This is a genomic window from Gordonia sp. (in: high G+C Gram-positive bacteria), from assembly GCF_052106715.1.
GTDB lineage: Bacteria > Actinomycetota > Actinomycetes > Mycobacteriales > Mycobacteriaceae > Gordonia.
In genome coordinates, this window is sequence record NZ_JBQEDL010000035.1 from 1 (window position 1) to 24,306 (window position 24,306).

Annotated in this window: 25 protein-coding genes; 19 read left to right on the forward strand and 6 right to left on the reverse strand. The window is 67.4% G+C overall.

Features of this window, described 5'->3' with window-relative positions; genetic code table 11:
- The 3 genes from ACTIMF_RS15520 to truA form a co-directional block, all read left to right on the forward strand.
- A partial coding sequence (locus tag ACTIMF_RS15520) for a DNA-directed RNA polymerase subunit alpha (RefSeq protein ID WP_442351185.1) occupies window positions 1–875 on the forward strand: 875 nt, incomplete at its 5' end.
- Window positions 876–939: 64 nt separating this feature from the next.
- Window positions 940–1,680: a 50S ribosomal protein L17, sunset domain variant gene (rplQ, locus tag ACTIMF_RS15525; RefSeq protein WP_442351186.1), complete on the forward strand. Its 741-nt coding sequence runs from the start codon at window positions 940–942 to the stop codon at window positions 1,678–1,680.
- Window positions 1,680–2,579, forward strand: a complete 900-nt coding sequence (truA, locus tag ACTIMF_RS15530; RefSeq protein ID WP_442351214.1) for a tRNA pseudouridine(38-40) synthase TruA — start codon at window positions 1,680–1,682, stop codon at window positions 2,577–2,579. The genes rplQ and truA overlap by 1 nt, the downstream gene beginning before the upstream one ends.
- Window positions 2,580–2,839: 260 nt before the next feature.
- On the opposite strand, the gene ACTIMF_RS15535 is transcribed toward truA, so the two are convergent.
- A complete protein-coding gene (locus ACTIMF_RS15535; RefSeq protein ID WP_442351187.1) occupies window positions 2,840–4,687 on the reverse strand; it encodes an ABC transporter ATP-binding protein in 1,848 nt (615 codons plus the stop codon).
- Window positions 4,688–4,750: 63 nt separating this feature from the next.
- On the opposite strand from ACTIMF_RS15535, the gene soxR reads away from it, so the two are divergent.
- Complete coding sequence (soxR, locus tag ACTIMF_RS15540) at window positions 4,751–5,209, forward strand: redox-sensitive transcriptional activator SoxR (RefSeq protein WP_442351188.1); 459 nt, start codon at window positions 4,751–4,753, stop codon at window positions 5,207–5,209.
- 27 nt (window positions 5,210–5,236) lie between these two features.
- On the opposite strand, the gene ACTIMF_RS15545 is transcribed toward soxR, so the two are convergent.
- On the reverse strand, window positions 5,237–6,103 hold the full coding sequence (locus ACTIMF_RS15545; protein ID WP_442351189.1) for a LysR family transcriptional regulator: 867 nt from the start codon (window positions 6,101–6,103) through the stop codon (window positions 5,237–5,239).
- Between the two features lie 124 nt (window positions 6,104–6,227).
- Between ACTIMF_RS15545 and ACTIMF_RS15550 the strand changes: the two genes are divergently transcribed.
- Window positions 6,228–7,517: an NAD(P)/FAD-dependent oxidoreductase gene (locus ACTIMF_RS15550; protein WP_442351190.1), complete on the forward strand. Its 1,290-nt coding sequence runs from the start codon at window positions 6,228–6,230 to the stop codon at window positions 7,515–7,517.
- Between the two features lie 74 nt (window positions 7,518–7,591).
- Here the strand turns inward: ACTIMF_RS15550 and ACTIMF_RS15555 are convergent, their stop codons facing one another.
- Complete coding sequence (locus ACTIMF_RS15555) at window positions 7,592–8,872, reverse strand: nucleotide-binding protein (protein WP_442351191.1); 1,281 nt, start codon at window positions 8,870–8,872, stop codon at window positions 7,592–7,594.
- A 140-nt stretch (window positions 8,873–9,012) separates the two neighbouring features.
- Between ACTIMF_RS15555 and ACTIMF_RS15560 the strand changes: the two genes are divergently transcribed.
- The 6 genes from ACTIMF_RS15560 to ACTIMF_RS15585 are packed head-to-tail and all read left to right on the forward strand — an operon-like array spanning window position 9,013 to window position 12,234.
- Window positions 9,013–9,375, forward strand: coding sequence for a hypothetical protein (locus ACTIMF_RS15560; protein WP_442351192.1), 363 nt, complete (start codon window positions 9,013–9,015; stop codon window positions 9,373–9,375).
- Window positions 9,372–9,746 carry a YbaB/EbfC family nucleoid-associated protein gene (locus ACTIMF_RS15565; protein WP_442351193.1) on the forward strand — a complete coding sequence of 125 codons (375 nt, stop codon included), beginning with the start codon at window positions 9,372–9,374 and terminating at the stop codon, window positions 9,744–9,746. Before ACTIMF_RS15560 ends, ACTIMF_RS15565 begins: the two co-directional genes overlap by 4 nt.
- The gene (locus ACTIMF_RS15570; protein ID WP_442351194.1) at window positions 9,743–10,048 is read left to right on the forward strand and encodes a hypothetical protein; all 306 of its coding nucleotides are present in this window, start codon (window positions 9,743–9,745) and stop codon (window positions 10,046–10,048) included. The genes ACTIMF_RS15565 and ACTIMF_RS15570 overlap by 4 nt, the downstream gene beginning before the upstream one ends.
- Window positions 10,045–11,538, forward strand: coding sequence for a hypothetical protein (locus tag ACTIMF_RS15575; protein WP_442351195.1), 1,494 nt, complete (start codon window positions 10,045–10,047; stop codon window positions 11,536–11,538). The genes ACTIMF_RS15570 and ACTIMF_RS15575 overlap by 4 nt, the downstream gene beginning before the upstream one ends.
- Window positions 11,539–11,564: 26 nt before the next feature.
- Window positions 11,565–11,882 carry a WXG100 family type VII secretion target gene (locus tag ACTIMF_RS15580; protein ID WP_442351196.1) on the forward strand — a complete coding sequence of 106 codons (318 nt, stop codon included), beginning with the start codon at window positions 11,565–11,567 and terminating at the stop codon, window positions 11,880–11,882.
- Window positions 11,883–11,940: 58 nt separating this feature from the next.
- Window positions 11,941–12,234, forward strand: a complete 294-nt coding sequence (locus ACTIMF_RS15585) for a WXG100 family type VII secretion target (RefSeq protein ID WP_442351197.1) — start codon at window positions 11,941–11,943, stop codon at window positions 12,232–12,234.
- Window positions 12,235–12,287: 53 nt separating this feature from the next.
- Here the strand turns inward: ACTIMF_RS15585 and ACTIMF_RS15590 are convergent, their stop codons facing one another.
- Together ACTIMF_RS15590 and ACTIMF_RS15595 are read right to left on the reverse strand one after the other, a co-directional pair.
- Window positions 12,288–12,941: a CE1759 family FMN reductase gene (locus tag ACTIMF_RS15590; RefSeq protein WP_442351198.1), complete on the reverse strand. Its 654-nt coding sequence runs from the start codon at window positions 12,939–12,941 to the stop codon at window positions 12,288–12,290.
- On the reverse strand, window positions 12,938–14,071 hold the full coding sequence (locus ACTIMF_RS15595; protein ID WP_442351199.1) for an LLM class flavin-dependent oxidoreductase: 1,134 nt from the start codon (window positions 14,069–14,071) through the stop codon (window positions 12,938–12,940). The genes ACTIMF_RS15590 and ACTIMF_RS15595 overlap by 4 nt, the downstream gene beginning before the upstream one ends.
- Before the next feature lie 237 nt (window positions 14,072–14,308).
- Between ACTIMF_RS15595 and ACTIMF_RS15600 the strand changes: the two genes are divergently transcribed.
- The 3 genes from ACTIMF_RS15600 to ahcY all read left to right on the forward strand — a co-directional run bounded on the left by ACTIMF_RS15600 (window position 14,309) and on the right by ahcY (window position 17,641).
- On the forward strand, window positions 14,309–15,889 hold the full coding sequence (locus ACTIMF_RS15600) for a sodium-dependent transporter (protein WP_442351200.1): 1,581 nt from the start codon (window positions 14,309–14,311) through the stop codon (window positions 15,887–15,889).
- Window positions 15,886–16,050 carry a methionine/alanine import family NSS transporter small subunit gene (locus ACTIMF_RS15605; protein ID WP_442351201.1) on the forward strand — a complete coding sequence of 55 codons (165 nt, stop codon included), beginning with the start codon at window positions 15,886–15,888 and terminating at the stop codon, window positions 16,048–16,050. Before ACTIMF_RS15600 ends, ACTIMF_RS15605 begins: the two co-directional genes overlap by 4 nt.
- Before the next feature lie 100 nt (window positions 16,051–16,150).
- Window positions 16,151–17,641 carry an adenosylhomocysteinase gene (ahcY, locus tag ACTIMF_RS15610; protein WP_442351202.1) on the forward strand — a complete coding sequence of 497 codons (1,491 nt, stop codon included), beginning with the start codon at window positions 16,151–16,153 and terminating at the stop codon, window positions 17,639–17,641.
- Between the two features lie 89 nt (window positions 17,642–17,730).
- On the opposite strand, the gene ACTIMF_RS15615 is transcribed toward ahcY, so the two are convergent.
- Entirely contained in the window at window positions 17,731–18,366 is a 636-nt protein-coding gene (locus ACTIMF_RS15615; RefSeq protein WP_442351203.1) for a dTMP kinase, read from the reverse strand.
- Between the two features lie 109 nt (window positions 18,367–18,475).
- Between ACTIMF_RS15615 and mtrA the strand changes: the two genes are divergently transcribed.
- The 5 genes from mtrA to hpf all read left to right on the forward strand — a co-directional run bounded on the left by mtrA (window position 18,476) and on the right by hpf (window position 24,306).
- On the forward strand, window positions 18,476–19,153 hold the full coding sequence (mtrA, locus tag ACTIMF_RS15620) for an MtrAB system response regulator MtrA (RefSeq protein ID WP_442351215.1): 678 nt from the start codon (window positions 18,476–18,478) through the stop codon (window positions 19,151–19,153).
- The gene (mtrB, locus tag ACTIMF_RS15625) at window positions 19,150–20,760 is read left to right on the forward strand and encodes an MtrAB system histidine kinase MtrB (protein WP_442351204.1); all 1,611 of its coding nucleotides are present in this window, start codon (window positions 19,150–19,152) and stop codon (window positions 20,758–20,760) included. Before mtrA ends, mtrB begins: the two co-directional genes overlap by 4 nt.
- Window positions 20,757–22,484: an LpqB family beta-propeller domain-containing protein gene (locus ACTIMF_RS15630; RefSeq protein ID WP_442351205.1), complete on the forward strand. Its 1,728-nt coding sequence runs from the start codon at window positions 20,757–20,759 to the stop codon at window positions 22,482–22,484. Before mtrB ends, ACTIMF_RS15630 begins: the two co-directional genes overlap by 4 nt.
- Before the next feature lie 80 nt (window positions 22,485–22,564).
- The gene (locus ACTIMF_RS15635; protein ID WP_442351216.1) at window positions 22,565–23,263 is read left to right on the forward strand and encodes a ComF family protein; all 699 of its coding nucleotides are present in this window, start codon (window positions 22,565–22,567) and stop codon (window positions 23,261–23,263) included.
- Window positions 23,264–23,556: 293 nt separating this feature from the next.
- Complete coding sequence (hpf, locus tag ACTIMF_RS15640; protein ID WP_442351206.1) at window positions 23,557–24,306, forward strand: ribosome hibernation-promoting factor, HPF/YfiA family; 750 nt, start codon at window positions 23,557–23,559, stop codon at window positions 24,304–24,306.

Sequence of the window (24,306 nt, forward strand, 5' to 3'; positions counted from 1 at the left end):
TGCACGAGTTCACCACCGTCCCCGGAGTCAAGGAAGATGTCACCAACATCATCCTGAACCTCAAGGGACTCGTCGTGAGCTCCGAAGAGGACGAGCCGGTCACCATGTACGTCCGCAAGCAGGGTCCGGGCGCCGTCACCGGTGCTGACATCGTGCCGCCTGCAGGCGTCACGGTACACAACCCGGACCTGCACATCGCGACTCTCAACGACAAGGGCAAGCTCGAGATCGAGCTCGTCGTCGAGCGGGGCCGCGGCTACGTGCCCGCAGTGCAGAACAAGGCGTCCGGCGCCGAGATCGGCCGCATCCCGGTCGACTCGATCTACTCGCCGGTCCTCAAGGTGACCTACAACGTCGAGGCCACCCGTGTGGAGCAGCGCACCGACTTCGATCGTCTGGTGCTCGACGTCGAGACGAAGAACTCCATCACCGCCCGCGATGCACTCGCATCCGCAGGCAAGACCCTGGTCGAGCTCTTCGGCCTGGCACGGGAGCTCAACGTCGAGGCAGAGGGCATCGAGATCGGGCCGTCGCCTGCCGAGGCCGATCACATCGCTGCGTTCACGCTGCCGATCGAGGATCTGGAGCTGACCGTCCGTTCGTACAACTGCCTCAAGCGCGAAGGTGTTCACACCGTCGGCGAGCTGGTTGCACGCACCGAGTCGGACCTGCTCGACATCCGCAACTTCGGTCAGAAGTCGATCGACGAGGTGAAGGTGAAGCTCCACGGTCTGGGCCTGGCCCTCAAGGACAGCCCGGCCAGCTTCGACCCGTCGCAGGTCGCCGGTTACGACCCGGCTACCGGCACATGGACGGACGAGGCGTCGTACGACGCCGATTCCGGTGAGGATTTCGCGGAGACCGAACAGCTCTAAGGGGCTGCTAGAACCACTACGACTTTCGGTCTTCAGATCGCAAGTCCCCTCCTAGGAGAGAGAAATGCCCAAGCCCACAAAGGGTGCCCGCCTCGGCGGGTCGGCCAGCCACCAGAAGGCGATCTTGGCGAACCTCGCCACGGCGCTCTTCGAGCACGGCCGCATCACCACCACCGAAGCGAAGGCCAAGCGGCTCCGTCCGTACGCCGAGAAGCTGATCACCCACGCGAAGACCGGCCAGCTGGCCAACCGTCGCGAGGTACTCAAAGACATCCGTGACAAGGATGTCGTCCACACGCTGTTCGCCGAGATCGGTCCGCACTTCGCGGAGCGCAACGGCGGCTACACCCGGATCGTCAAGACTCTGCCGCGCAAGGGCGACAACGCCCCGATGGCAGTGATCGAGCTGGTCCGCGAAGCCACAGCGTCGAACGAGGCCAACCGCGCAACCCGCGCTGCGGCCTCGAAGAAGAAGGCTGCCGCAGCAGAGAACGTCGTCGAGGCCGTCGAGGCCGAGGCAACGGACGCGCAGGTCGACAACGCTGACGCGGTCGCCGAGGCAGTGGACGACGAGTCGACCGCAGCCGTGGTCGCCGACGCCGACGCTCCGGCAGGCTCGCACGCCCCGATCGAGGGCGACGAGCAGCCGGAGGGCTTCCCGATCAAGGGCAACGCCGGATCGAAGCTGTACCACCGCCCCGGCACTCGTTTCTACGAGTCGACCGTCGCGGAGATCTGGTTCGCCACTGAGGCAGATGCGGAAGCAGCGGGCTACTCGCTGCCGCCGTCACAGCAGGAAGACTGATCCTTCCGGACACGCACCTGCCCGCCTTCGTCACTGACGAAGGCGGGCAGTGTCGTCTGCGCCTCACGATCGGTTACGACGGCACCGACTTCTCCGGTTGGGCCACCCAACCCGGCAGGCGCACCGTCTGCGAGACGATCGAGACGACCCTCGCCACCATCCTGCGGACACCGATCCGGCTCACCGTCGCCGGTCGCACCGATGCCGGAGTGCACGCGGCCGGTCAGGTGGCGCACTGCGATGTGCCGACCGAGTCCCTGCAGACCCGCTCGATCGAAGGCGACCCCACCCGGCTCGTCCGCCGCCTCGGGAAGATGCTTCCCGACGACGTCCGCGTCAAAGCGGTCGATGCCGTCTCCGACGACTTCGACGCGCGCTTCGCCGCGCTCGCCCGCACCTACGAGTACCGGCTCACCGACGCACCGTGGGGCGCCGAGCCGACCCTGGCGCGCTGCACCGCCGACTGGCAGCGCCGCCTCGACGTCGACGCGATGAACGAGGCGTCCGCGACCCTGCTCGGTCTCAACGACTTCGCGGCCTTCTGCCGGCACCGTCCCGGATCCACCACCATCCGCGAACTCCAAGAGTTCTCATGGCGCCGCAACCGACACGGCGTGCTCGTCGCCGTCGTCCGTGCCGACGCGTTCTGTTGGTCGATGGTCCGATCTCTGGTCGGCGCTGTGGCTGTCGTAGGTGACGGACGCCGTGACCTGCACTGGTGTGCCGGACTGCTCGACGAGAAGGCGCGGTCCGCGCAGGTGCCGGTCGCGCAGGCCCGTGGGCTGAGCCTCGTGCACGTCGCATACCCGCCGCCGGACCAGTGGGCCGCGCGCGCCGAGCGCACGCGCGACGTGCGCGACGAGAGCGACCTCGCAGGCGGAGGATGTTGCGGGGGTTGAGGGCTCGGGTCTCGGGAGGAAGCTGCGTGGGCGTTGATGCTGGTCGGGGCGCGGGCCAAAGAACAAGAGATGCCTGGACGACGGCGAGGTCGGCTGGTTGCCCGCACGCTCGTTCGGGTCGTTGCAGCGTCGGATATCTTGACGCAGTCTCAGATACCTTGTCGCCGCTTCATTGCGTCGTAGCAGCCTGGGCCTAGGCTGCTACGACGGGTTGAGGGTGCGCGCCGGTAGGTGAGGGTGCGGTAAAGCAACAGACACGATCAGGCGCTGTACAACTCGGCGTACCGTCCGCCCGCATCGACCAGTTCCAGATGCGATCCGGACTCGACGACCCGGCCGTCCTCGACGACGAGGATCGCGTCGGCGTCGCGGACCGTGGCGAGGCGGTGCGCGATCACGATCGCGGTGCGGCCGGCGAGCGCCTCGGACAGTGCGAGCTGGACCTGAGCCTCCGACGTCGTGTCCAGGTGAGCGGTGGCCTCGTCGAGGATCACCACGCGCGGTTTGGCGAGCAGGACGCGGGCGATCGTCAGTCGCTGTCGTTCGCCGCCGGAGAACCGGTACCCGCGTTCGCCGACGATAGTGTCCAGGCCTTCCCGGAGTGCAGCGACGACGCCGTCGAGTCGGGCCCGCCGCAGCGCGTCCCACACTTCGTCGTCGGTCGCGTCGCGATTGGCCAGCGTGAGGTTGGCGCGGACCGTGTCGTGGAACAGATGCCCGTCCTGGGTCACCATGCCGACCGCGGAGTGCAGCGACGACGCGGCGAGATCGCGTACATCGACTCCGCCGATGCGAACCGATCCCTCGTCGACGTCGAACAGTCGCGGGATCAGGCCGGCGATCGTGGACTTTCCGGCACCGGACGTGCCGACCAGCGCCACCGTCTGCCCCGGCGCGATCGTGAACGACACGTCGTGCAGAACCTGGCCGCCTGGGCGTGGATCGAGGACGGCGACGTCCTCCAGCGACGCCAACGAGATCTGGGCGGGCGACGGATAGGCGAACGCGACCCCGTCGAACTCGACGCCGATTGGACCGTCCGGAACTCGGCGCGCGTCGTCGCGATCCTCGATGAGCGGCGCGAGGTCGAGCACCTCGAAGACCCGCTCGAAACTGACCATCGCGCTCATCGCCTCGACCCGAGTGTTGGCCAGCGCGGTCAGCGGCGCGTAAAGCCTGGTGAGAAGCATCGCCAACGAGACAACGGTGCCCGTCTGGATCTGCCCGTTCAACGCGAGCACGCCGCCGACGCCGTAGACGAGCGCCAACGCGAGCGCGGACACCACCATCAACGCCAGATAGAAGATCTCCTGCACCATGGCCGATCGCACGCCGACGTCGCGCACGCGCCCAGCTCGATCGGCGAACTCCGTCGACTCGCGATCGGCCCCGCCGAACAGCTTGATCAACGTGGCGCCTGGCGCGCTGAACCGTTCGGTCATGCGGTCGCCCATCGCCGCATCGTGCGCGGCTCGGATGCGCTGCAGGTCGGCGATGCGCGCGCCGAACCGTCGTGCGGGCACCAGGAACACGGGCAGGAGCAGCAGCGTTGCGAGCGTGATCTGCCACGACAGGCTCACCATCGCGACCAGCGCGAGCAGTAGCGTGACGGTGTTGCTAATGACGCCGGAGAACGCGTCGCTGAACGCGCGTTGCGCACCGATCACGTCGTTGTTCAACCGGCTGACCAACGCGCCGGTCCTGGTGCGGCTGAAGAACGCGACCGGCATGGTCTGGACGTGGTCGTAGACCGCGGTACGCAGATCGAAGATCAGTCGTTCGCCGATCGTCGACGATAGCCAACGTTGTACGAGGCCGAATCCTGCTTCGGCGAACGCGACGCCCGCGATGATCGACGCCAGAATCACCACGGTCGACGACGGTGCGGACCGAGTGATCGCGTCGACGACCCGGCCGGCGAGCAGGGGAGTCGCGACGGTTAGACCCGCGACGACGACGCTGACCACCGCGAAGCCGGCGAGACGTCGTCTCAGTCGCGCGGCGAAGCGTGCGATCCGGCGAAGCAGCGCCGGATCGATCCGCCGGTGTCCGGTCTGGGCGTTCATCGTGGCGTACATCGTGTTCCACGCCGTCGTCTCCATGCTCATGCCTCGACTCTGAAACATCAACTAAGGTTGAGGTCAAGTGGCGGGTCGGAGAGAGGGAGCACGATGTCAGATCGGCCAGTGTTGCGTGGCACGGAACTCACCGTCGGCGAGCTGTCGGCGCGCAGTGGCGTCGCGGTGTCAGCACTGCACTTCTACGAGCGCGAAGGCTTGATCGAGGCGCGCCGGACCAGCGGGAACCAGCGACGGTACCGGCGCGACACGCTGCGGCGCGTCGCGTTGATCAGGATCGCGCAACGGGTCGGGATCCCGTTGGCCGACATCCGAGCCGCCTTGCAGCGACTGCCCGAACGACGCACGCCGACGGCTGCCGACTGGACGAAGCTGTCGGAGGCGTGGCGCGCCGAACTCGACGAACGGATCCATCGACTGCAGCAACTGCGCGATGACTTCACCGGCTGCATCGGCTGTGGCTGCCTGTCGTTGGAGCGCTGCGCGCTGGCCAATCCCGGCGACGAGTACGGACTGCACGGCGCCGGACCCCGCAGGCTCCTCGAATCATGACCTGGGACGGCCGGCCGGAGTCGATGCTCAGGTCCGCCGGAAACCGTTCGACAGCTCGGTGAGCAGTTCGGCGACCAGTTCGTTCGGCGTCGCGTCGACGCGGAGCACTGCGGAGACCGGAAGCGTGAAGTTCAGGCTCCGCCGACACGAGATGCCCGGCTGCAACGGATCCTCGTACAGAAGCGTCCACGCCGTCTGCCGGTTGATGAGTTCGAAGGCGACCGAGTGGCCCTCTCTGATCTCGGGGCCGTAGGTGACCTCGGCGTCGGCGCGCGCGAACGCGCGGTCGACGAGTTGATGCAACAGGACCTGGCGGTCGGCGGGCGGCAGGATCAACGGATAGTCGGCGAGGTCGGTCGGCGTGGGCGCCTGGCCGCCTGCGGCGAGCGGATGTCGGGAGTTGAATGCGATCACGGGTTGATCGACCCACAGCGGATCGAGGTACAGGCCGTCGCGATCGACGGTGCCGCGGATCAGCGCGAGATCGGCCTCACCCGAGGCGACCGCCTCGACGCGCTGGTTGAACGGCTTGATGAGGAAGTCGATCTCGGCCTCCGGATTTCGCTCTCTTACCGCGGAGACCGCGGTCAACGCGGCGCGGGCGAACGACATGTTGGCGGCGACGCGGACACGGTCCGGACGCGGAGCCGTCGCGGCTATCGCATCGTCGCGCAAGGCGAGCAGATCGCGTGCATACGGCACGAGCGTCTCGCCCGCCTCAGTCGGTCGGACCCGGCGTTGCGAACGGTCGAACAGTTCGGCGCCCAACTCGCGCTCGAGCGCTGCCACTTGGTGACTGATCGCCGACTGAGACACGAAACAGCGCTGTGCGGCTCGGGAGAACCCACCGGTCTCCGCGACAGCGACCAGATACTCGAGCTGGCGAAATTCCATTCCGCCATTCTATGAAGAGAACAGATTGAAAGTACAAGAGAACGCCTGCTCGTCTGCCTTGTCGATAGATCGCAGTTCTAGCAAGCTGGTAACAGACGCACACGACGCGAGAGGAGCATCGGACATGCGCAACACCGACGTGGTGGTCATAGGCTCGGGTTTCGGCGGCTTGGCCGCAGCTAAGCGGCTCGCGAAGTCGAATGTCGACACGATTCTCATCTCGGCGACCGAGGAGCATCTGTTCCAGCCGCTGCTCTACCAAGTGGCGACCGGCGTGCTCCCGACCGAGGAGATCGCACCGAGCATCGCAGACGTCCTCGCGTCCAAGGAATCGGTTTCGGTGGTTCGCGGATACGTGACCGACGTCGACGTCGAGCGCAAGGTCGTCACCTACCGTACCGACGACGGCTCCGAGCAGGTCTCCTATCAGCACCTGGTTGCCGCGGCCGGTGTCGCCCAGGGGTACTTCGGCCACGACGAGTGGGCCGATCGCACATTCTCCCTCAAGACGCTCGACGACGCGGTGGCTCTCCGTGCCCACCTCCTGGAGTGCTTCGCCGCGCCCGCGGAGGACGCCGAGGCGCACACCTACGTCGTGGTCGGCGGCGGCGCGACGGGCGTCGAGATCGCGGGACAGATCCGCGAGCTGAGCGCCCGGTACTTCACCGAGGTGCCCGCCGAGGTGTACCTCGTCGAAGGAGCGGGCGACCTGTTGCCCGTGTACGGCGGCAAACTGTCGGCGTTCACCCGCAAGACCTTGGAGAAGGCAGGCGTCGAGATCCTGACCGATACGTTCGTCACCGACATCGACGGCCAAGAGGTCGTGGTCCGCAGCGGAGACGACGAGCGCGTCCTGACCGCGGCGACCGTCGTGTGGTCGGCCGGCGTGCAGGCGACCGGCCTCGCGTCTGTGATCGCCGAGGCGACCGGCTGCGAGACCGATCGTGCCGGACGCCTCCTCATCGACGACGACCTGACGGTCGGCGAGCGCGACGACGTCTTCGCCATCGGCGACATGACGAGTCTCAAGGGCTTTCCCGGACAGAGCCCTGTCGCCATGCAGCAGGGGCGTCACGTCGCCGACGTGATCCGCGGAAAGAAGGCGGCAGGCACCGAGTTCGAGTACCTGGACAAGGGGAGCATGGCCGTGGTGAACCGGCACAACGCCGTCGTCGACGCGCCGCTCGGCATCAAACTGACCGGTGTGCTCGGCTGGCTCGCGTGGCTCGGCGTCCACCTGTTCTACCTCGTCGGCTTCCGTAACCGAGTCGCCGCCGTCGCATCGTGGTTCAAGGCTTTCGCCGGACGTGCACGTCCCGGATTCGTGCAGGCTGCGCGCGGCGGCAGCGCGGCTCGCCGACCCGTGGGTTCGTTCCCCTCCCAAGGGGCGGACGGAGTCGAGAACGCAGCCTGAGCACGGCCCCGCATCACCATCACCCGGCCTGGAGAGCGTCCGACCCGCTCTCCAGGCCGCTGCGCGTGGCCGCCTCACCCCTCGAGAGGCGGATGACGTCGCAGCACGGTCCCGCCGAAGTCATCGGCGATGGTGGCCGCCAGCTCGACGAAGGATCGTCGCGCTCGCTTGCCGAGGAGATCGAGGTCGATGTCGGCGCCCTCGGCGAGATGGTCGTCGAATGAGATCTCGTGGACGGCACGACACCGAGTCAGGAAATGCCGGGTCAGGTCGTCCATGTCGATGGTCGACGATCCTGGTCGAGCCGAGCTGAGCACTACGACGCTGCGCGCGATGAGGTGCCCGAATCCGTGGCCTGCCAACCAATCCAGCGTGGCACCCGCACTGCGGGCGCCGTCCAGGGCAGGTGAGCTGACGAGGACGACGGCGTCCGCGAGGTCGAGTACTCCGCGCATGGCGCTGTGCGACATTCCTGTGCCGCAGTCGGTGAGAATGATGTTGTAGAACCGCTGCAGGATCGACATGACGCCGCGGTACTCGTTCTCGTCGAATGCCTCGGCAGCTGCTGGATCCCTTTCGGAGGCAAGAACTTCCAAACGGCTCGGCGCCTGAGACGTGTGGGCGCGGACGTCGGAGTAGCGGGCGAGGACGGGGTCGGCGAGCAAGTCGCGGACCGTCGACTGGGTCTGAAGCGGCACCCGCTGCGCGAGGGTGCCGAGGTCGGGGTTGGCGTCGACGGCGATCACGCGGTCGCCGCGCAACGATGCGAACGTCGATCCGAGCCCGATGGTCGTCGTGGTCTTCCCGACGCCGCCCTTGAGGGACAGGACCGCGATCCGGTAGTCGCCGCGGACGGGTTGCCGGACCCGCTCGAGCAGGTCGCGGTAGTCGAGTTCGGCAGCGGACTCGCCAGGATTGACGGAGCCGCCGCTCAAGGTGTGGACCGCGCGGCGCCACCCGCGGACCGGTGGACGTCGAGCTTTCCGGATCAACGCGACCTCGTCGAGAGCGGGCCCGGAGCGGTGGACCGACGGGCCCGGCGCAGGCGGGACGGAACGCCCGGCAGGCTGCGGGGTGTACGGCTGCGCGCGCGGCATCGACACGGGTGGTGGCGGTGGGGCAGCCGGCGGCCGTGCAGGTGCCGCGAACCCTGCTGCGGGCGGCGGCACGATTCCGGATAGGTCGATCTCGTCGCCCATCGTCGGGCGGGCGGGCTGCGTCGGTTGGACGGGCTGGTTCGGCTGAACCGGTTGGTTCGGCTGGGCGGGCTGATTGGGCTGGGGTGCGATCAGCCACGGCGGGGTGTCGGCGTCGTACGGTTCGGTGCCCGCGGGCGAGGTGGTGTCCATGGTCATGTGCTTGGTCCGTTCGGTGCCGCGTCGCGGCGCGCTGGTCTCTGGGATGCGGTGAGGCCGAACGCTACGCCCGCCGTCGCGCGACTCGCCCGAAAGAAGATCAATGGAACCGGACGCGGGCAGCGTGCGTCTGACCTTTCATGGAGACACAGAGATCACTCGATCAGACCGGTGCCGAGACCCCCACTCCCGAACGCCTGACCACGGTGCGTTCACGAGGCGGCGGAATCGCCGTGACCTGCACACCGGCCGGCCTGCCGGTCGCGATGAAACTCGAGCCGGCGCAGTGTCGGCGTGACCTATCGGCACTGGCCGACGACATCGTCGCGTTGTGCCGACTCGCCGGGGTCACCGCAGGCGTTCGGCGTCGGGCCGCGTTGACCGCAGACGGGGTCCCCGAGGAGACGCTCTCGCTGTTGGGTCTGCCGTCGCGTGCTGACCTCCTCGCCGCCGAAGACGCCGCCGACACCGGTAAGGCCCGCGCGGCGAGGACCGCGCGATGAGCGTGATGGACGACGTGCAACGCACGGCCGAACGGCAACTCGACATGCTCGAGGACGTGCAGCGCACACTGGCGGCATTGACGGTCCGCGAGACGGGCGACGACGGCCGGGTGATCGTCGACGTCGACGTGTCCGGTGCGATGACACGGCTGCAACTGCTTCCCGGCGCAGGCAACGGGCGGCCCGCGGCATTGGCCGATGCGATCGTGAGGACCGCAGTGCGCGCCGCGACCCAGGCCTTCACCGAACGCGCGGAGATCATGGCCGTCTTCGTCGACGACTTCGCCGAGCTCACCGGCGAGTCGATGGAACCGAAAGACCGGTACGTGCGTCCAAGTAGTCGAGAGCCGTCGACGGAGGGGGAGTCATGAGTGGTCAGGTACAGGTGGCGCCCGCGGGCGTCGCAGCGTTCGGCGCGCAATCGGGAGCGCTCGCCACGGCGACGGGCGGCGCCGCGACAGTCGACGCCGCGCAGGCGGCAGTGATGGCGGCGGCATTCGGACTCATCGGCCAGGAATTCCTCACCGCGTACGCGATCGCCGAGGCCAACCACATACACGCGGTGGGACGCCTCGCCGCAGTGCACGCCGGAACGGCAGCAGCGACCGCCGCAGGACTCGCCGGATTCACCGCCGCCGACGCTGCTGCCGCAGCAGGTGTGAGGTCGCGATGACGGTGTGCGACGAGGCGGTCACGTCCGGCGGGGCGTCGGGAGAGACTGTGACAGTCGGCGACCTGCTCGAGCCGACCGGTCTCACCGCATTCCTCGACACGCCTGTCGCCGACGTGCTGCACGACCTCGGCTTGCCCACCTTCGATGCGCCGATGTCGATCAGTCTCCCGGACCTGTCCGATCTCGGGCTGCCCGCGCTGCCGTCTCTGCCGGGGCTCGATCCGACTGCGCTGGTGAAACCGATCGTCGACCTGTTCGGCACGTTCGGGACAGGCAGTCTGTCCGGTGCGAACAGTCCGATCGAGTCGCTCGGCAGCCTCGCGGGTCTGCTGCAGTCAGGTGCGTCGACGTTGCTGAACGCGACCTCGAACATCGACGCCGACTGGGCGGGTCAGGCCGCGACCGCCGCAATCGGAACCGCTGTCCGAACGGCGGGCCAGTCCGAGCAGATCGCGGCGCAGGGGACGGCCATGGCGGCCGACGTGCAAGCCGCCGCGACGATCGTCGGAGCCGGACTCGTGCAGTTGCAGGGAGTCGTCGCCAAGACCGTCGGGTTGCTCACCGCGGCGGCTCCCACCCTCGTGACACCGGCCGGACAAGTCGCGGCACTCGGGATCGCGGCCGAAGGCCTCACCGAAGGCCTCGCCGTCGTCGCGGATACACGAGCTCAGCTCACCGCACCGACCGCACACATCAGCGCGGTCGGGACTCCCGTCGCGGTGTCCGATGCACCGATAGGGCTGTCCGGAGACATGTTGTCGACTGCGCTGCGGCAGGCCGGACCGCTGTTCGACGCGGGAGTCGAGTTCGTCGGTGGGATACTCGGGGTCGGCGGAGACCCATCAACCGCGCAGACGACCGGCACCGACCCGATGGGAACCACGGGAGCCCCGGCAACAGCTACGGCCGGTGCGTGCTGCGTTCCCGGCGATCGGACCGCGGCGCTCGGCACGACAGGCACTGCCGCGACCGGCGGGACCACTACCGCAGGGAATGGGACCGCAGGGAATGCGACGCCGTCGATGCGGCCTACCGCGATCGGGATCGCAAACGGCGGGGCCGGAACGGGAACCGGCGTGGGCGCCGTGACGAGCGGCGCGACCCCCTCCGTCGATGCTGGCCAGGCACTGATCGAACTGGCTGACCGCCCGGTCACCAGCAATGCGTCGATGACTACGGGGGAGGCGGGCACCGGGTCAACGGGAAATGGGCCAACGGGAAGTGGGGCGGCGGGAAGTGGGGTGCCTGCGTCTCATACCGCGAGCCCGGTCGGCGGCATACCGATGACCCCGATGGCGGCGAGCGGTGCCGCCCGACCCGTCGACGACACCGGACTCCGGCTGACTGACTCGTCGACTGCCGTCGACGAACCGACCCGGGCAGCAGGCGACCCGGTCGACGAACTCGCGGCGTTGCTCGCGCAGCCGTTCGGAACCGACGTCGGGCTACGCCTGGACGCGGGGCACGCAGACCTCGCCGGATCGGTGTGATCCGGCATAGAGAAAGGGATATCCACATGGCGACAGGACTCAACGTCGACCTCGGCGCCTCCCAGGCGTCGGCGTCGTCGATCAAGGGGATCGTGTCCGAGATGCAGGGCATCATCGGCCGGATCCAGTCCGCTGCCGGAACGGGGCAGAGCACGTGGGACGGCAAGGCGTCCAACGCGTTCGGCGGCACACATGCCGACTGGCACGGGACGGCGACCAAGCTGCAGCACGCACTCGACGAGATCGAGGCGAAGCTGACGACCGGGTTCCGGGGATACGACGACGAGGACGCGACGGCGGCGACGATGGTCGGCGCCTCGGGTAACGGCACGCTGGCGATGTAGGCGCCGACTGGCCATTCGACGATTCACAGACTCGACGATTCACAGGGGGAGTACAGACATGTCCGGAGTGATCCGTTACAACTTCGCAGGGCTCGACAATCTGTCGGGCGACCTGCGCTCACAGTTCCAGCGACTCGAGGAGTTGTCGGGACAACTCAAGAGGCAGGTGACCGCGTTGGGTAGCCACTGGGACTCCGGTGGCGCGATGTCGTACCAGCAGGCTCAGGCGCAGTGGGACAAGCTCTTTGCCGACGCACGGACCCGCCTCGACGGGCTCGGCGTGGGAGTTCAGCGGGCGGCAACGACGATGCGCGAGACTGATCTGCGGGTCAGCCGCACCTTCAGCGCCTGACCGACGCCGCCGGTGCTGCATTCCGTCGGGGGATGCGGCACCGGTCGGCGCGTTCACACCTGGCCGGTGTGGCCGTTCAACAGGCTCGCGAAGTCGGTCACCGGGCCGAGGTCGGTGCTGCGGCCACTACGGCGCGGGGCCGATTCGGTCGGTCCGCCGAAGCCTGCGACCGCGCCGTCGGACACCAGGCGCTGCGCCAACTCGGATCCCGCCCGCGACACGCGGCCGTTCAGCTCGGTCGATCCGAAGTCGTCGGTCGCCGCGAAGGTACCGGTAGGCAGCACGTCGGCGCGCAGGTAGGCGAGAAGCGGTCGGATCGCGTGATCGATCACCAGTGAGTGCCGCGGCGTTCCGGCGGTCGCTGCCGCGAGGACGGGCACACCGGTGATCGAGTCGGGATCGAGGGTGTCGAAGAACATCTTGAAGATGCCGCTGTACGACGCCGCGAACACCGGCGTCGCGACGATCAGGCCGTCCGCGTCAGCGACCAGGTCGTGTGCCGCCCGTACCTGCGTCGACAGCACGCCGGAGGTGACAGCGGTCGCCAGGTCGCGAGCGAGCGAGGCCACATCGACGTAGTCGATCTGCACCTGCTCACCGCGCGCGGACACGGCCGAATCGACCGCACCCGCCAACTGCTCGGCGAGCAACCGCGTCGACGACGCAGCCGAGACTCCGGCGTTGACGACCGCCACGCGGCGGGTCACTTCGCTGCTCCTGCTGCGACGCCCTGATTCGGGATCACCAGGCGGTGCTTGCTGTCGGCGCCCGCGGCGACGAGGTCCGCGTGCGACGGCGGATCGGACGGAACGTGCGCCGGACGGCGACGCTCGAACTCGGCCCGCAACGTCGGAACCACGTCGCGTCCCAGGATCTCGACCTGCTCCAAGACGGCCTCGAGTGGCAATCCCGCGTGATCGATCAAGAACATCTGTCGCTGGTAATCGCCCGCGTAATCGGCGAACGCCAACGTCTTGGAGATGACCTGCTCGGGGGTGCCGACGGTCAGCGGCGTCATCTCGGTGAACTCCTCGAGCGACGGGCCGTGCCCGTAGACGGGCGCGTTGTCGAAGTACGGCCGGAACCGGCGCTTGGCCTCGGCTTCGGTCGACGCCATGAACACCTGGCCGCCGAGTCCGACGATCGCCTGGTCGGCACTGCCGTGGCCATAGTGCTCGAAGCGCTGCCGATACAGATTCACCATCTGCTCGGTGTGCTCCTTATTCCAGAAGATGTTGTTGTGGAAGAACCCGTCACCGTAGAACGCGGCCTGCTCGGCGATCTCCGGCGACCGGATCGAGCCGTGCCACACGAACGGCGGCGTGCCGTCGAGCGGCGCCGGCGTGGAGGTGAATCCCTGTAGGGGCGTACGGAACTCGCCCTGCCAGTCGACGGACTCCTCGCGCCACAGGCGACGCAGCAGGTGGTAGTTCTCGACGGCCATCGGGATGCCCTTGCGGATGTCCTTGCCGAACCACGGGTATACCGGACCTGTGTTGCCGCGGCCGAGCGTCAGGTCAACGCGGCCGTCGGACAGATGCTGGAGCATCGCGTAGTCCTCGGCGATTTTGACTGGATCGTTCGTGGTGATCAGGGTCGTCGCGGTCGACAGTTGCAATGTCTTGGTGCGCGCGGCGATCCAGCCGAGCATGGTGGTCGGCGAACTAGGGACGAACGGCGGATTGTGGTGCTCACCTGTGGCGAAGACGTCGAGACCGACCTCTTCGGCCTTCAGCGCGAGAGCCGTGATCGCTTGGAGTCGCTCGTGCTCGCTGACGGTGGTGCCGGTGGTGGGGTCGGCGGTCAGGTCGCCGACGCTGAAGATGCCGAACTGCATTGACCTCTCGCTTTCGTCTGGTCTCGTGCGCTGGTGCGCGCTGTCATCCAGCATAACCGGACCGTGGTCCGATTAATTCCAAGGGTGGTTCAGGGGTGTCGATGAAAGCGCGTTCGGCGCGATGCATATTCTCTTCTCGCGTCAGAGTCGGCAATGTGGCCGGACGTACAAGTTCGATGCGATAGGTTCGCATCAGTTTTCAGCCGCATCAGTTTCAGCAACGAAAGGGGCCACGCCTTGACGCAAGTGCAGCCGAAGAGCGGTGCCGCGAGAGAGTCGTGGACTAGTAACAGCGGCTTCATCATGGCCGCGATCGGCTCCGCCGTAGGCCTCGGCAACATCTGGCGATTCCCTGGCGTCGCGTACGAGAGCGGCGGCGGCGCATTCCTGGTCCCATATCTGATCGCGTTGCTGACGGTCGGCATCCCGGTACTGTTCCTCGATTACGCGATCGGCCACCGATACCGCGGCGCACCGCCGCTGGCCTTCCGGCGGATGAAGCGCAGAGCCGAGGGACTCGGCTGGTTCCAGGTGGGCCTGCTCTTCGTGATCTCCGTCTACTACGCGGTGATCATCGCGTGGTCGCTCAGCTTCTTCTACTTCTCGTTCGGCACCAAGTGGGGCGACAAACCGGCCGACTTCTTCACCGGTGAGTATCTGAAACTCCCCGACGAGGTCGGCGTGTCCACGGAGTTGGTCGCCGGTGTTGCGTGGCCGCTCGTCGGGGTCTGGGTCGCTATCGTCGCGGTGCTCGCGCTGGGCGTGGCCAAGGGCGTCGAGAAGCTCAACGTCTTCGGGATCCCACTGCTGGTGATCGGCTTCGGTGCGCTGGTGATCCGCGCGGTGACTCTTCCTGGAGCCTCCGATGGCCTGAACGCGCTGTTCACCCCGGACTGGAACGCACTCACCGACCTCTCGGTGTGGATCGCGGCGTATGGTCAGATCTTCTTCTCCATGTCGATCGCATTCGGCATCATGATCTCGTACGCGTCGTACCAGCGCCGCAAGGCGAATATGACGTCGTCCGGCCTGGTCGTGGGATTCGCGAACTCGTCCTTCGAGATCCTGGCAGGTATCGGAGTGTTCTCGGCCCTGGGTTTCCTCGCGCACCAGTCGCACGTCCCGGTGGCCGAACTCGAAGGCCTGACTGGCCCGATCCTCTCGTTCGTCACGTTCCCCGCCGTCATCTCCGAGATGCCCGGCAGCGCCCTGTTCGGCGCCCTGTTCTTCGGTGCGTTGGTGATCGCAGGCTTCACGTCGCTGGTGTCGATCGTGCAGGGCGTGTCCGCAGCCGTGCAGGAGAAGTTCGGTCTCAGCCGTCGGACGGCGGCCGTCGCGGTCGGCATCGTCGCCGCGATCATCTCGTTCGCGCTGTTCTCGACGACCACCGGCCTCTACACCCTGGACACCGTCGACGCCTTCTCGAACAATGTCGGCATCGTGTTCTCCGCCATCGTGATGTGTGTGCTGTCCGTATGGGTGATGCGCAATATCGAAGAACTCCGCCTGCATCTGAGTGCGGTGTCGACGTTCAAGGTCGGCAAATGGTGGGTCATCGTGATCGGCGTGTACGCACCGATCTTCTTGGGCGTCATCCTCGTCGACAAACTCATCGACCTGATCACCGAAGGGTATGAGGGCTATCCGGTCTGGTTCGTCGGCGTGTTCGGGTGGGGAACGCTCGTCCTACTCGTCCTGTTCGCCGTGGTCGGGCCGTTGTTCGCCTGGAAGGGACGGGACGACCCTGGCTTCCGTCCGTGGCCCGAACTCGGTGGCCGTGCGAATTCCGTGACGATTAAGAAGGAGGTCAAGCGATGAGCACCACCGCGATCATCATGCTCGTCGTGGCGGCCCTGATCGTCTGGGGCGGCCTCATCGTCAGCGTGCTCTTCATCCGCCGATACCCGGAAGTCACGACCCTGCCCGACCCCGACGACTCCGAGCCGTTGGCCGACGGCGGTCCCGGCACGCCCGATTGAGCGCGTTACTCTAGAGACTCTGGACACACGGTACCGGTGGCCCTTCGAGGGTCTGCCGGTACCGTTTGACTGTCAACGACGTAAACGTGAGAGGGATCAGATGACAGCGCCTTCGGACGCCATGACCAGCCAGAGAGTTAACGGAGTCGAGTTCAAGGTCGCCGACCTGTCGCTCGCCGAATACGGTCGCAAGGAGATCCGCCTCGCCGAGCACGAGATGCCGGGTCTGATGGAACTGCGTCGCGAGTACGCCGACGTCGCGCCGCTCAAGGGCGCGCGGATCTCCGGCTCGTTGCACATGACGGTGCAGACGGCCGTCCTCATCGAGACCCTGACGTCCCTCGGCGCCGAAGTCCGCTGGGCGTCGTGCAACATCTTCTCCACCCAGGACGAGGCTGCCGCCGCGATCGTCGTCGGACCCAACGGCACTCCGGAAGCGCCGCAGGGTGTCCCGGTGTTCGCGTGGAAGGGTGAGAGCCTCGAGGAATACTGGTGGGCTGCCGAGAAGATGCTCACCTGGCCGGCCGGAGACGACGGCCAGGCGCGTCCCGCGAACATGATCCTCGACGACGGTGGCGACGCGACCATGCTGGTCCTGCGTGGCGCAGAGTTCGAGAAGGCCGGTGTCGTCCCGCCGACCGACGACGGCCACCCCGCCGAATACAAGGTGTTCCTCGAACTGCTGCGCAAGTCGATGGCCGCCGACGCCACCAAGTGGTCGACCATCGCCGACTCGGTGCAGGGCGTCACCGAGGAGACCACCACCGGTGTGCTCCGCCTCTACCAGTTCGCCGCCGCAGGCGACCTCACGTTCCCCGCGATCAACGTCAACGACTCGGTCACCAAGAGCAAGTTCGACAACAAGTACGGCACCCGTCACTCGTTGATCGACGGCATCAACCGTGGCACCGACGTCCTCATCGGCGGCAAGAAGGCGCTCGTCTGCGGTTACGGCGACGTCGGCAAGGGCTGTGCTGAATCGCTCGCAGGTCAGGGCGCCCGCGTCCAGGTGACCGAGGTCGACCCGATCAACGCGCTGCAAGCGCTCATGGACGGCTTCGACGTCGTCACCGTCGACGATGCGATCGGCGATGCGGACATCGTCATCACCTCGACCGGCAACCTCGGCATCATCACCTTCGAGCAGATGACGAAGATGAAGAATCAGGCCATTCTCGGAAACATCGGCCACTTTGACAACGAGATCGACATGGCGGGCCTCGAGTCCGCGCCCGGCATGACGCGCATCAACATCAAGCCGCAGGTAGACCAGTGGGTGTTCGAGGACGGACATTCGATCATCGTGCTGTCCGAAGGCCGCCTGCTGAATCTCGGCAATGCCACCGGTCACCCGTCGTTCGTGATGAGCAACAGCTTCTCGAACCAGGTCATCGCCCAGATCGAACTGTGGACCAAGAACGACGAGTACGACAACGAGGTCTACCGCCTGCCCAAGCACCTCGACGAGAAGGTCGCGCGCATCCACGTCGAAGCACTCGGCGGGACGCTGACCAAGCTCACCAAGGAGCAGGCCGAGTACATCGGTGTCGATGTCGAAGGCCCGTACAAGCCGGAGCACTACCGCTACTGAGATCGTGCTCGTCGTCGCCAGTCGAGTGAGTTGAGCAGACCCCCGGTGCGATTGTCGCCGGGGGTCTCGACTCGGTCAGTGACCAGGCGCTACGCGAGAAGGTCCAGGGCAGCCGTCACAGCGTCGTCGCCTGCGGCGTGCGACCACGTCGACATCCAGCCCGAGGCGGCGAGGTCAGAGTAGGCGCGGTAGACGGCGGACTGGAGGTCGCTGTCGCGTTCGTAGTGGTCGACGGGGCGGTCGACGTCGGTGGCCGCCCGTCCGGACGCCCGCGCCATCGCGACCTCGGGCGGCACCCCCAACAGCAGTTGATGGTCGGGGGTCGGCAGACGGAAACGGCCGAACTCGAGGTCGGCGACCCAGTCGACGACGGGCGACGCGCCGATCGTCTCGCCGAGGCGTGCCGCGCTGTAGGCGGCGTTCGAGGCGACGTAACGATCGCACAGGACCAGATCGTGTTCTCCGCACGCGGCTTGCAGCGCCGCCCCGGATGCCGCGCGGTCGAGGGCGAACATCACCGCCATCCCGTACACGCTTTCGCGCAGGTCGCCGTGTTCGCCGTGGAGAGCTTCCGACGCCAGATCGGCGGTGATCGACTCGCCGTACCGGGGAAAAGTGAAGGTCGTGGTGCGAGCTCCACGCGCTATCGCAGCGTCGTGGATGCGGCCGACGATCGTTCGTTTACCGGCTCCGTCCAGACCTTCGATGGCTACCAGAATCCCCACGCGCCCCAGTCTACGGACTCATCCGGTGACTGCCGGACAGGCAGACGTCGAGGGCGCCTCGGCGAGTCGGACCCCGTTCCGGGGAGCAGAGGTGACACCATGGGTTCTCATGAAGCCACGCGTCCTGGTCGTCGACGACGACGCCGCCCTCGCCGAGATGCTGACCATCGTGCTTCGCAACGAAGGGTTCGAACCGTTCGTCGTCGGCGACGGCACGCAGGCGCTCACCGCGGTCCGCGAAGTGCGCCCCGACCTGGTGCTGCTCGACCTGATGCTGCCGGGTATGAACGGCATCGACGTGTGTCGGGTGCTGCGCTCGGACTCCGGTGTCCCGATCGTCATGCTCACTGCGAAATCCGACACGGTCGACGTCGTCCTCGGACTCGAGTCCGGCGCAGACGATTACATGGTGAAGCCGTTCAAGCCGAAGGAGCTTGTCGCACGTATTCGCGCACGACTGCGTCGCACCGAGGACGAGCCCGCCGAACTCCTCGCGATCGGACCGGTGGAGATCGATGTCCCGGCGCACAAGGTGACGCGCGACGGTGAGCCCGTCTCGCTGACTCCGCTCGAATTCGATCTGCTCGTCGCGCTGGCCCGCAAACCGCGGCAGGTGTTCACCCGTGATGTCCTCCTGGAACAGGTGTGGGGTTACCGGCATCCGGCGGACACACGACTGGTGAACGTTCACGTGCAGCGTCTTCGAGCAAAGGTAGAGACCGATCCGGAGAACCCGGAGATCGTGCTCACGGTGAGGGGAGTCGGCTACAAGGCCGGACCGCCATGAGTGGTCGACGCCGGTTCAACCGGCTCATCGCACGACTCCAACGCGCGGCCGCCTCTGTCGGCCGCGCGTTCGGCGCGATGTGGTCACGTTCGCTGCAGCTGCGGGTCGTCGTGTCGACGCTCGTGCTCTCGTTCGTCGTCCTGTTGATCCTCGGGTTCCTGCTCATCAGCCAGATCACAGGACGGCTCCTCGACGCGAAAGAGGCCGCGGCCACCGAAGAGGTCGATCGCGCTCGCGGCGCCGTCGAACGCGTCCTCAGCTCGTCGGACAGCAACTCATCGGCTCAGAACCTCATGGCGCGCGCCCGATCGCTGCTCTCGGACGCCGACTCGGAGACCGCGCAGTCCTCGCCCGGTGTCGGCACCTTCGACAGTGTGCTGACGGTCGGCGACCGGGGATCGGCCAACGCCGGGCTGTCGGTGGGGCCGATCGAGGAGATCCCGCGATCGTTGCTGTCGATGGTCGGCGGCGGGCAAGTCGCGTACCAGTACACGTCCGTCGAACGCGAGGGCAGCAGCGTGCCCGCCCTCGTCGTGGGCACCCCCGTCGAGTCGCCGCTGCAAGACCTCGAGCTCTACCTCGTCTTTCCGTTGACCGGGGAGGAGAACACGGGCGCGCTGGTCCGCGGAACAATGCTGGCCGGCGGCATCGTCCTGCTCGGGTTGCTCGCCGCAATCGCGTGGCTGGTCTCCCGCCAGGTGATCGCCCCGCTGCGGTCGGCCTCACGAATCGCCGTCCGGTTCGCCGACGGCCGACTCACCGAGCGAATGGCGGTGAACGGCGACGACGAGTTCGGACGGTTGGCCGTCAGCTTCAACGACATGGCCGAGTCGTTGTCGAGACAGATCACCCACCTGGAAGAGTTCGGCGGGCTGCAACGACAGTTCACCAGCGACGTCAGCCACGAATTGAGAACGCCGCTGACGACAGTCAAGATGGCCGCCGACGTGTTGTACGAGAGTCGCGACGAGCTCGATCCGATGCAGCGACGGTCGGTGGAACTGCTCTCGAAAGAACTGGACCGATTCGAGACGCTACTCACCGAACTCCTCGAGATCTCCCGACACGACGCGGGTATGGCCGACCTGGCCGCCGAGCGGATGGACGTCGCGATCCCCATCGACGGCGCGGTGTCGACCGTAACGCACCTGGCGGTGGAATCGGACACCGAACTGGTCGTCAACCTGCCCGCCGAACCGGTGTTCGCGGAGATCGATCCGCGCCGAGTGGAACGGATCCTGCGGAACCTGCTCGCCAACGCCATCGACCACGGCGAGGGTCGGCCGGTGGTCCTGACCATGCGCTCGGACGGCGACGCGGTCGCGATCACGGTGCGTGACCAGGGGATCGGTCTGCGGGCCGGTGAGGAGAAACTGGTGTTCAACAGGTTCTGGCGATCGGATCCGTCGCGCGTCCGACGGTCCGGCGGCACCGGACTCGGACTGGCCATCAGCATCGAGGACGCGCGCCTGCACGCCGGACGACTCGAGGCGTGGGGCGAGCCCGGCGTCGGATCGTGTTTTCGGTTGACCCTCCCGCTGCTCCGCGGGCACAAACTGTTGGGTAGTCCACTCCCGCTCAAGCCGACTCCGGAGGTGAACAAGTGAAGCGCGCACCCCGCATCGTCGTCGCGATGCTTCTCGTCGTCGCCACCGCACTGTCGGCGGGATGTGTGGCGGTGCCCGACTCGTCGGCCCCGCAGCCGATCGAAGCGTTCGATCGCAAGGACCCGGCCAACGCGGTCCCCGTATCGCGGCGCAACGATGATCCGGAGACGTTGGCGCGCAATGCGGTCAAGGCGATGGCTGATCCCAGCGCCGGTCACCGGGCCGCACGCAAGTTCTTGACGGCGTCGGCGTCCGGTCGGTGGGATGATCAAGGGGACATGACTATCGTCGACAACGTCGGAGTGGTCGTCGACGAGCGGACCGAGGACGCCGTCCGGCTGCGGATCACCGCAGACAAGGTCGGCACCCTGACTTCGTCCGGTCAGCTGTTGCCTGCCTCCGGGGCGGTCGTCGTTCCGCTGTCCCTGTCTCGGGTGCGCGGCTCCTGGCGGATCTCGGGAGACATACCGCGCGGCGCCATCACCGACCGCGCTCAATTTCTGACGGCCTACCGTCAGGTGAACCTCTACTTCCCCGATCGCACTATGACGCGATTGGTGACCGACCCGCGCTGGGTGTTCGGCGCCACGCCCGAGGCCACCGACGTCGTCTCGTTGCTCCTGCGCGGTCCGGCATCGGATCTGGCGGGCGCCGTCGGCTCCGGAGCCGACAAGGGCGCCACACTGTCCGGTCCGGTCGTCACCGACGGCGACACGGTGACCGTCGACATCGCGAACGTGACCGACGACGACACACGCAACCGAACGGTGCTCGCGGCACAGCTGATCTGGACGCTCGACGGTGCGGGCGTCACCGGGACGTACAACCTGAACGCCGACGGCGCCCCGCTCGTTCCGGGCCACGACGGCGGCTGGCGGACGGCCGACGTCCAGTCGTTCGAGGCTGAACCAGACGTCGTGCCGCCGCCGCTGCACTTGGTCCACGACGGTGCGCTCGTCCGGTCGACGGCCGGACGAGCGATCCCGGTTCCGGGGCCGCTCGGGACCACCCGCGACGTGCGGGCCGCCGCGGTGACCGCCGATATGTCGCGGGCCGCGGCCGTTCTCTCCCAACGGGGACGCGAAGTCCTCGTGGAAGGCCGATACGGCGCCGACCCCGTCGAGATCACGACCGGACGCAGCGTGACGTCGCCGACGTACGGTGCCGACTCGAGCGTGGGCTACGCGATCGTCGACGGTCGCCCAATCCAGTGGTCGCTGGACACGCAGGGCAGTGCGGGCACCGTCGACCTGGATGTGACCGAGGTGGCCGAGAAATCACCGGGGCCGATCACCGCGATGAGTGTCGCTCCCGACGGCGTCCGGGTGGCGCTGGTGGTTGCGGGCGAACCCATGTTCGCGGTGCTCTCGATCAACGAACGCGGCGTGCCGTCGCTGACGGGGGTCCGGGACGCCGCCGTCGACCTCGACACCGCAGTCCAGGACGTCGCCTGGTCGAGTTCTTCGGTGCTGTACGCGGTCCGCGCGGGCACCGAGTCGCCGGTGATGCGGATCTCGCTCGCCGGAGGGCCGTCCGACGAGTTGGTGGCAGGCAACTTGAAGCCGCCGTTGACGTCGGTGGCCGCCAGCGGCGACACCGTCTACGTCGGCGACACGCAAGGCGTGCAGCAGTTGGGGACCGGCACCGGGCGTCCGGATCAGTACTGGACAGGAGTCGCCCCGGACATGGACCCGGGGACGCTTCCGGTGGTGCCCGCGGGCTGAGCTGCCACCCGCCCCGCGGGTGGCGCAGCCTGTGGATGACGCGGCTGACACCGACGGCTGCGATCGGCGATGATCGGGTGATGGGACCCGGTGGGCCGGTGCGCGTGCTGCGGGAGGTCGCCGCAGCGCTCGGCGACCTCGCCGTTCCCCTGGTGTGCGGCGGGTGCGGACGCCCCGACACGTTCTGGTGTCCGGTATGCGCAGCCCGCCTGCGCGACGCGCCCCGCGTGCTCGCGCCGCGCGTCGAGGTCGATGCGCCGGCGTGGGCGCTCGGTCGCTACGACGGGCCGATCCGGGCGGCGGTCCTCGCTCTCAAAGAACACGGGCGGCGCGACCTCGCGCAGGCGTTCGGTGAGGGTCTGGCCGATGCGCTGATGACGCTTGCGCAGTGGGGCGACCTCCCGATCGGCAGGCGGCTCGCAGTGATCCCCGCGCCGACCAAGCGGTCGGCTGCCCGACGACGCGGCGGTGACCCGGTCACTGCGGTCGCGACGGTCGCCGCAGGCCTCCTCGGCCCGCGGACCACCGTACTGCCGCTGCTGGCGACCGCGAACCTGACGCAAGACTCCGCCGGGCTCGGGGCCGGAGCACGCGCCTCGAACCTGGCAGGCGCGATCGAACTGACCCGGAGCCCACCGGCGGCGGCGACGGCCGCGGACACCGTCGTCGTCCTGGTGGACGACGTACTCACCACGGGTGCGACCGCCGCAGCGTCGGTGCGCCGACTGGCCCGCGCCGGGGTCGGGGTGGACACCGTCGTCGTGCTCGCGGGGGCGTGAACGGCGCTCGCCCCGCGTGAGTAAGGCGCGACGAATCACGAAAGCGTGGCCGGAAGGCAAGTTTGCGGATACCTTCGGAAGTGGCAGTGATGAACGTCGAGTGCCGGGAGGTGAAGCACCTTTTCTCCGGGCATGACGCATGAGCCCGCGGCCACCGGAGACGTCGCTGCCAGATGTGCCGTTGCACTGCTGCGCACTTCGGCTCCACCGAACAGGACCGTGCAGTGCGTCACGCAAATCGGTTTCCCATCCGGGCGGGCCCCGAGTGGGAGCATTCAGAGGAGGAACTCGATATGACGGTCGTTCACCGAAAAGGTCAGCGCGAACCGAAGGGTCCCGAGCCGCAGTCACGGGAGGAGGCGCAGAAGGCCTTCACGCCGCCGCCGAACTCGTCGAACGCGGGCGAACTGTCCGTTCCGAAGGCCGACGTCTCCTGGAACGGGCGCAACGTGGAGATACCCGATCACTTCCGCGCATATCTCGGTGACAAACTCTCCCGCCTCGAGCACTTCGACGACTCGATCTTCCGATTCGACGTCGTCCTGTACCACGAACCCAACCCTCGCCGCGCCAAGGACAGCGAGGTCGTCGAAGTGACGGCCATCGGCCGCGGACCCATCATTCGTGCTCAGGGGACAGGTGAGAACTTCTACGCTGCAACAGAACTCGCCTTCGACAAGCTGCAGAAGCGGTTGCGGCGCTCCAAGCGACGCAAGCAGATCCGCAAGGACGGTCAGCACCGGCCTCCGTCACTCGGCGAGGTGTCGATCGACGCGATGCCACCGATCGCGGAGGTCGGCGAACTCGACGAGAACGGCGCAGACCCGTGGGACCCGTGGGACGACGGTGCCGACGAATACCGCCCGGGACAGGTCGTCCGTGTCAAGGACCACCCGGCCTCGCCGATGAGCGTCGACGATGCGCTCTATGAAATGGAACTGGTCGGCCACGACTTCTTCCTGTTCCACGACTCGGAGACCGACAAGGCGTCGGTCGTCTACCGACGTCACGCATTCGATTACGGTCTGATCAGACTCGCCTGA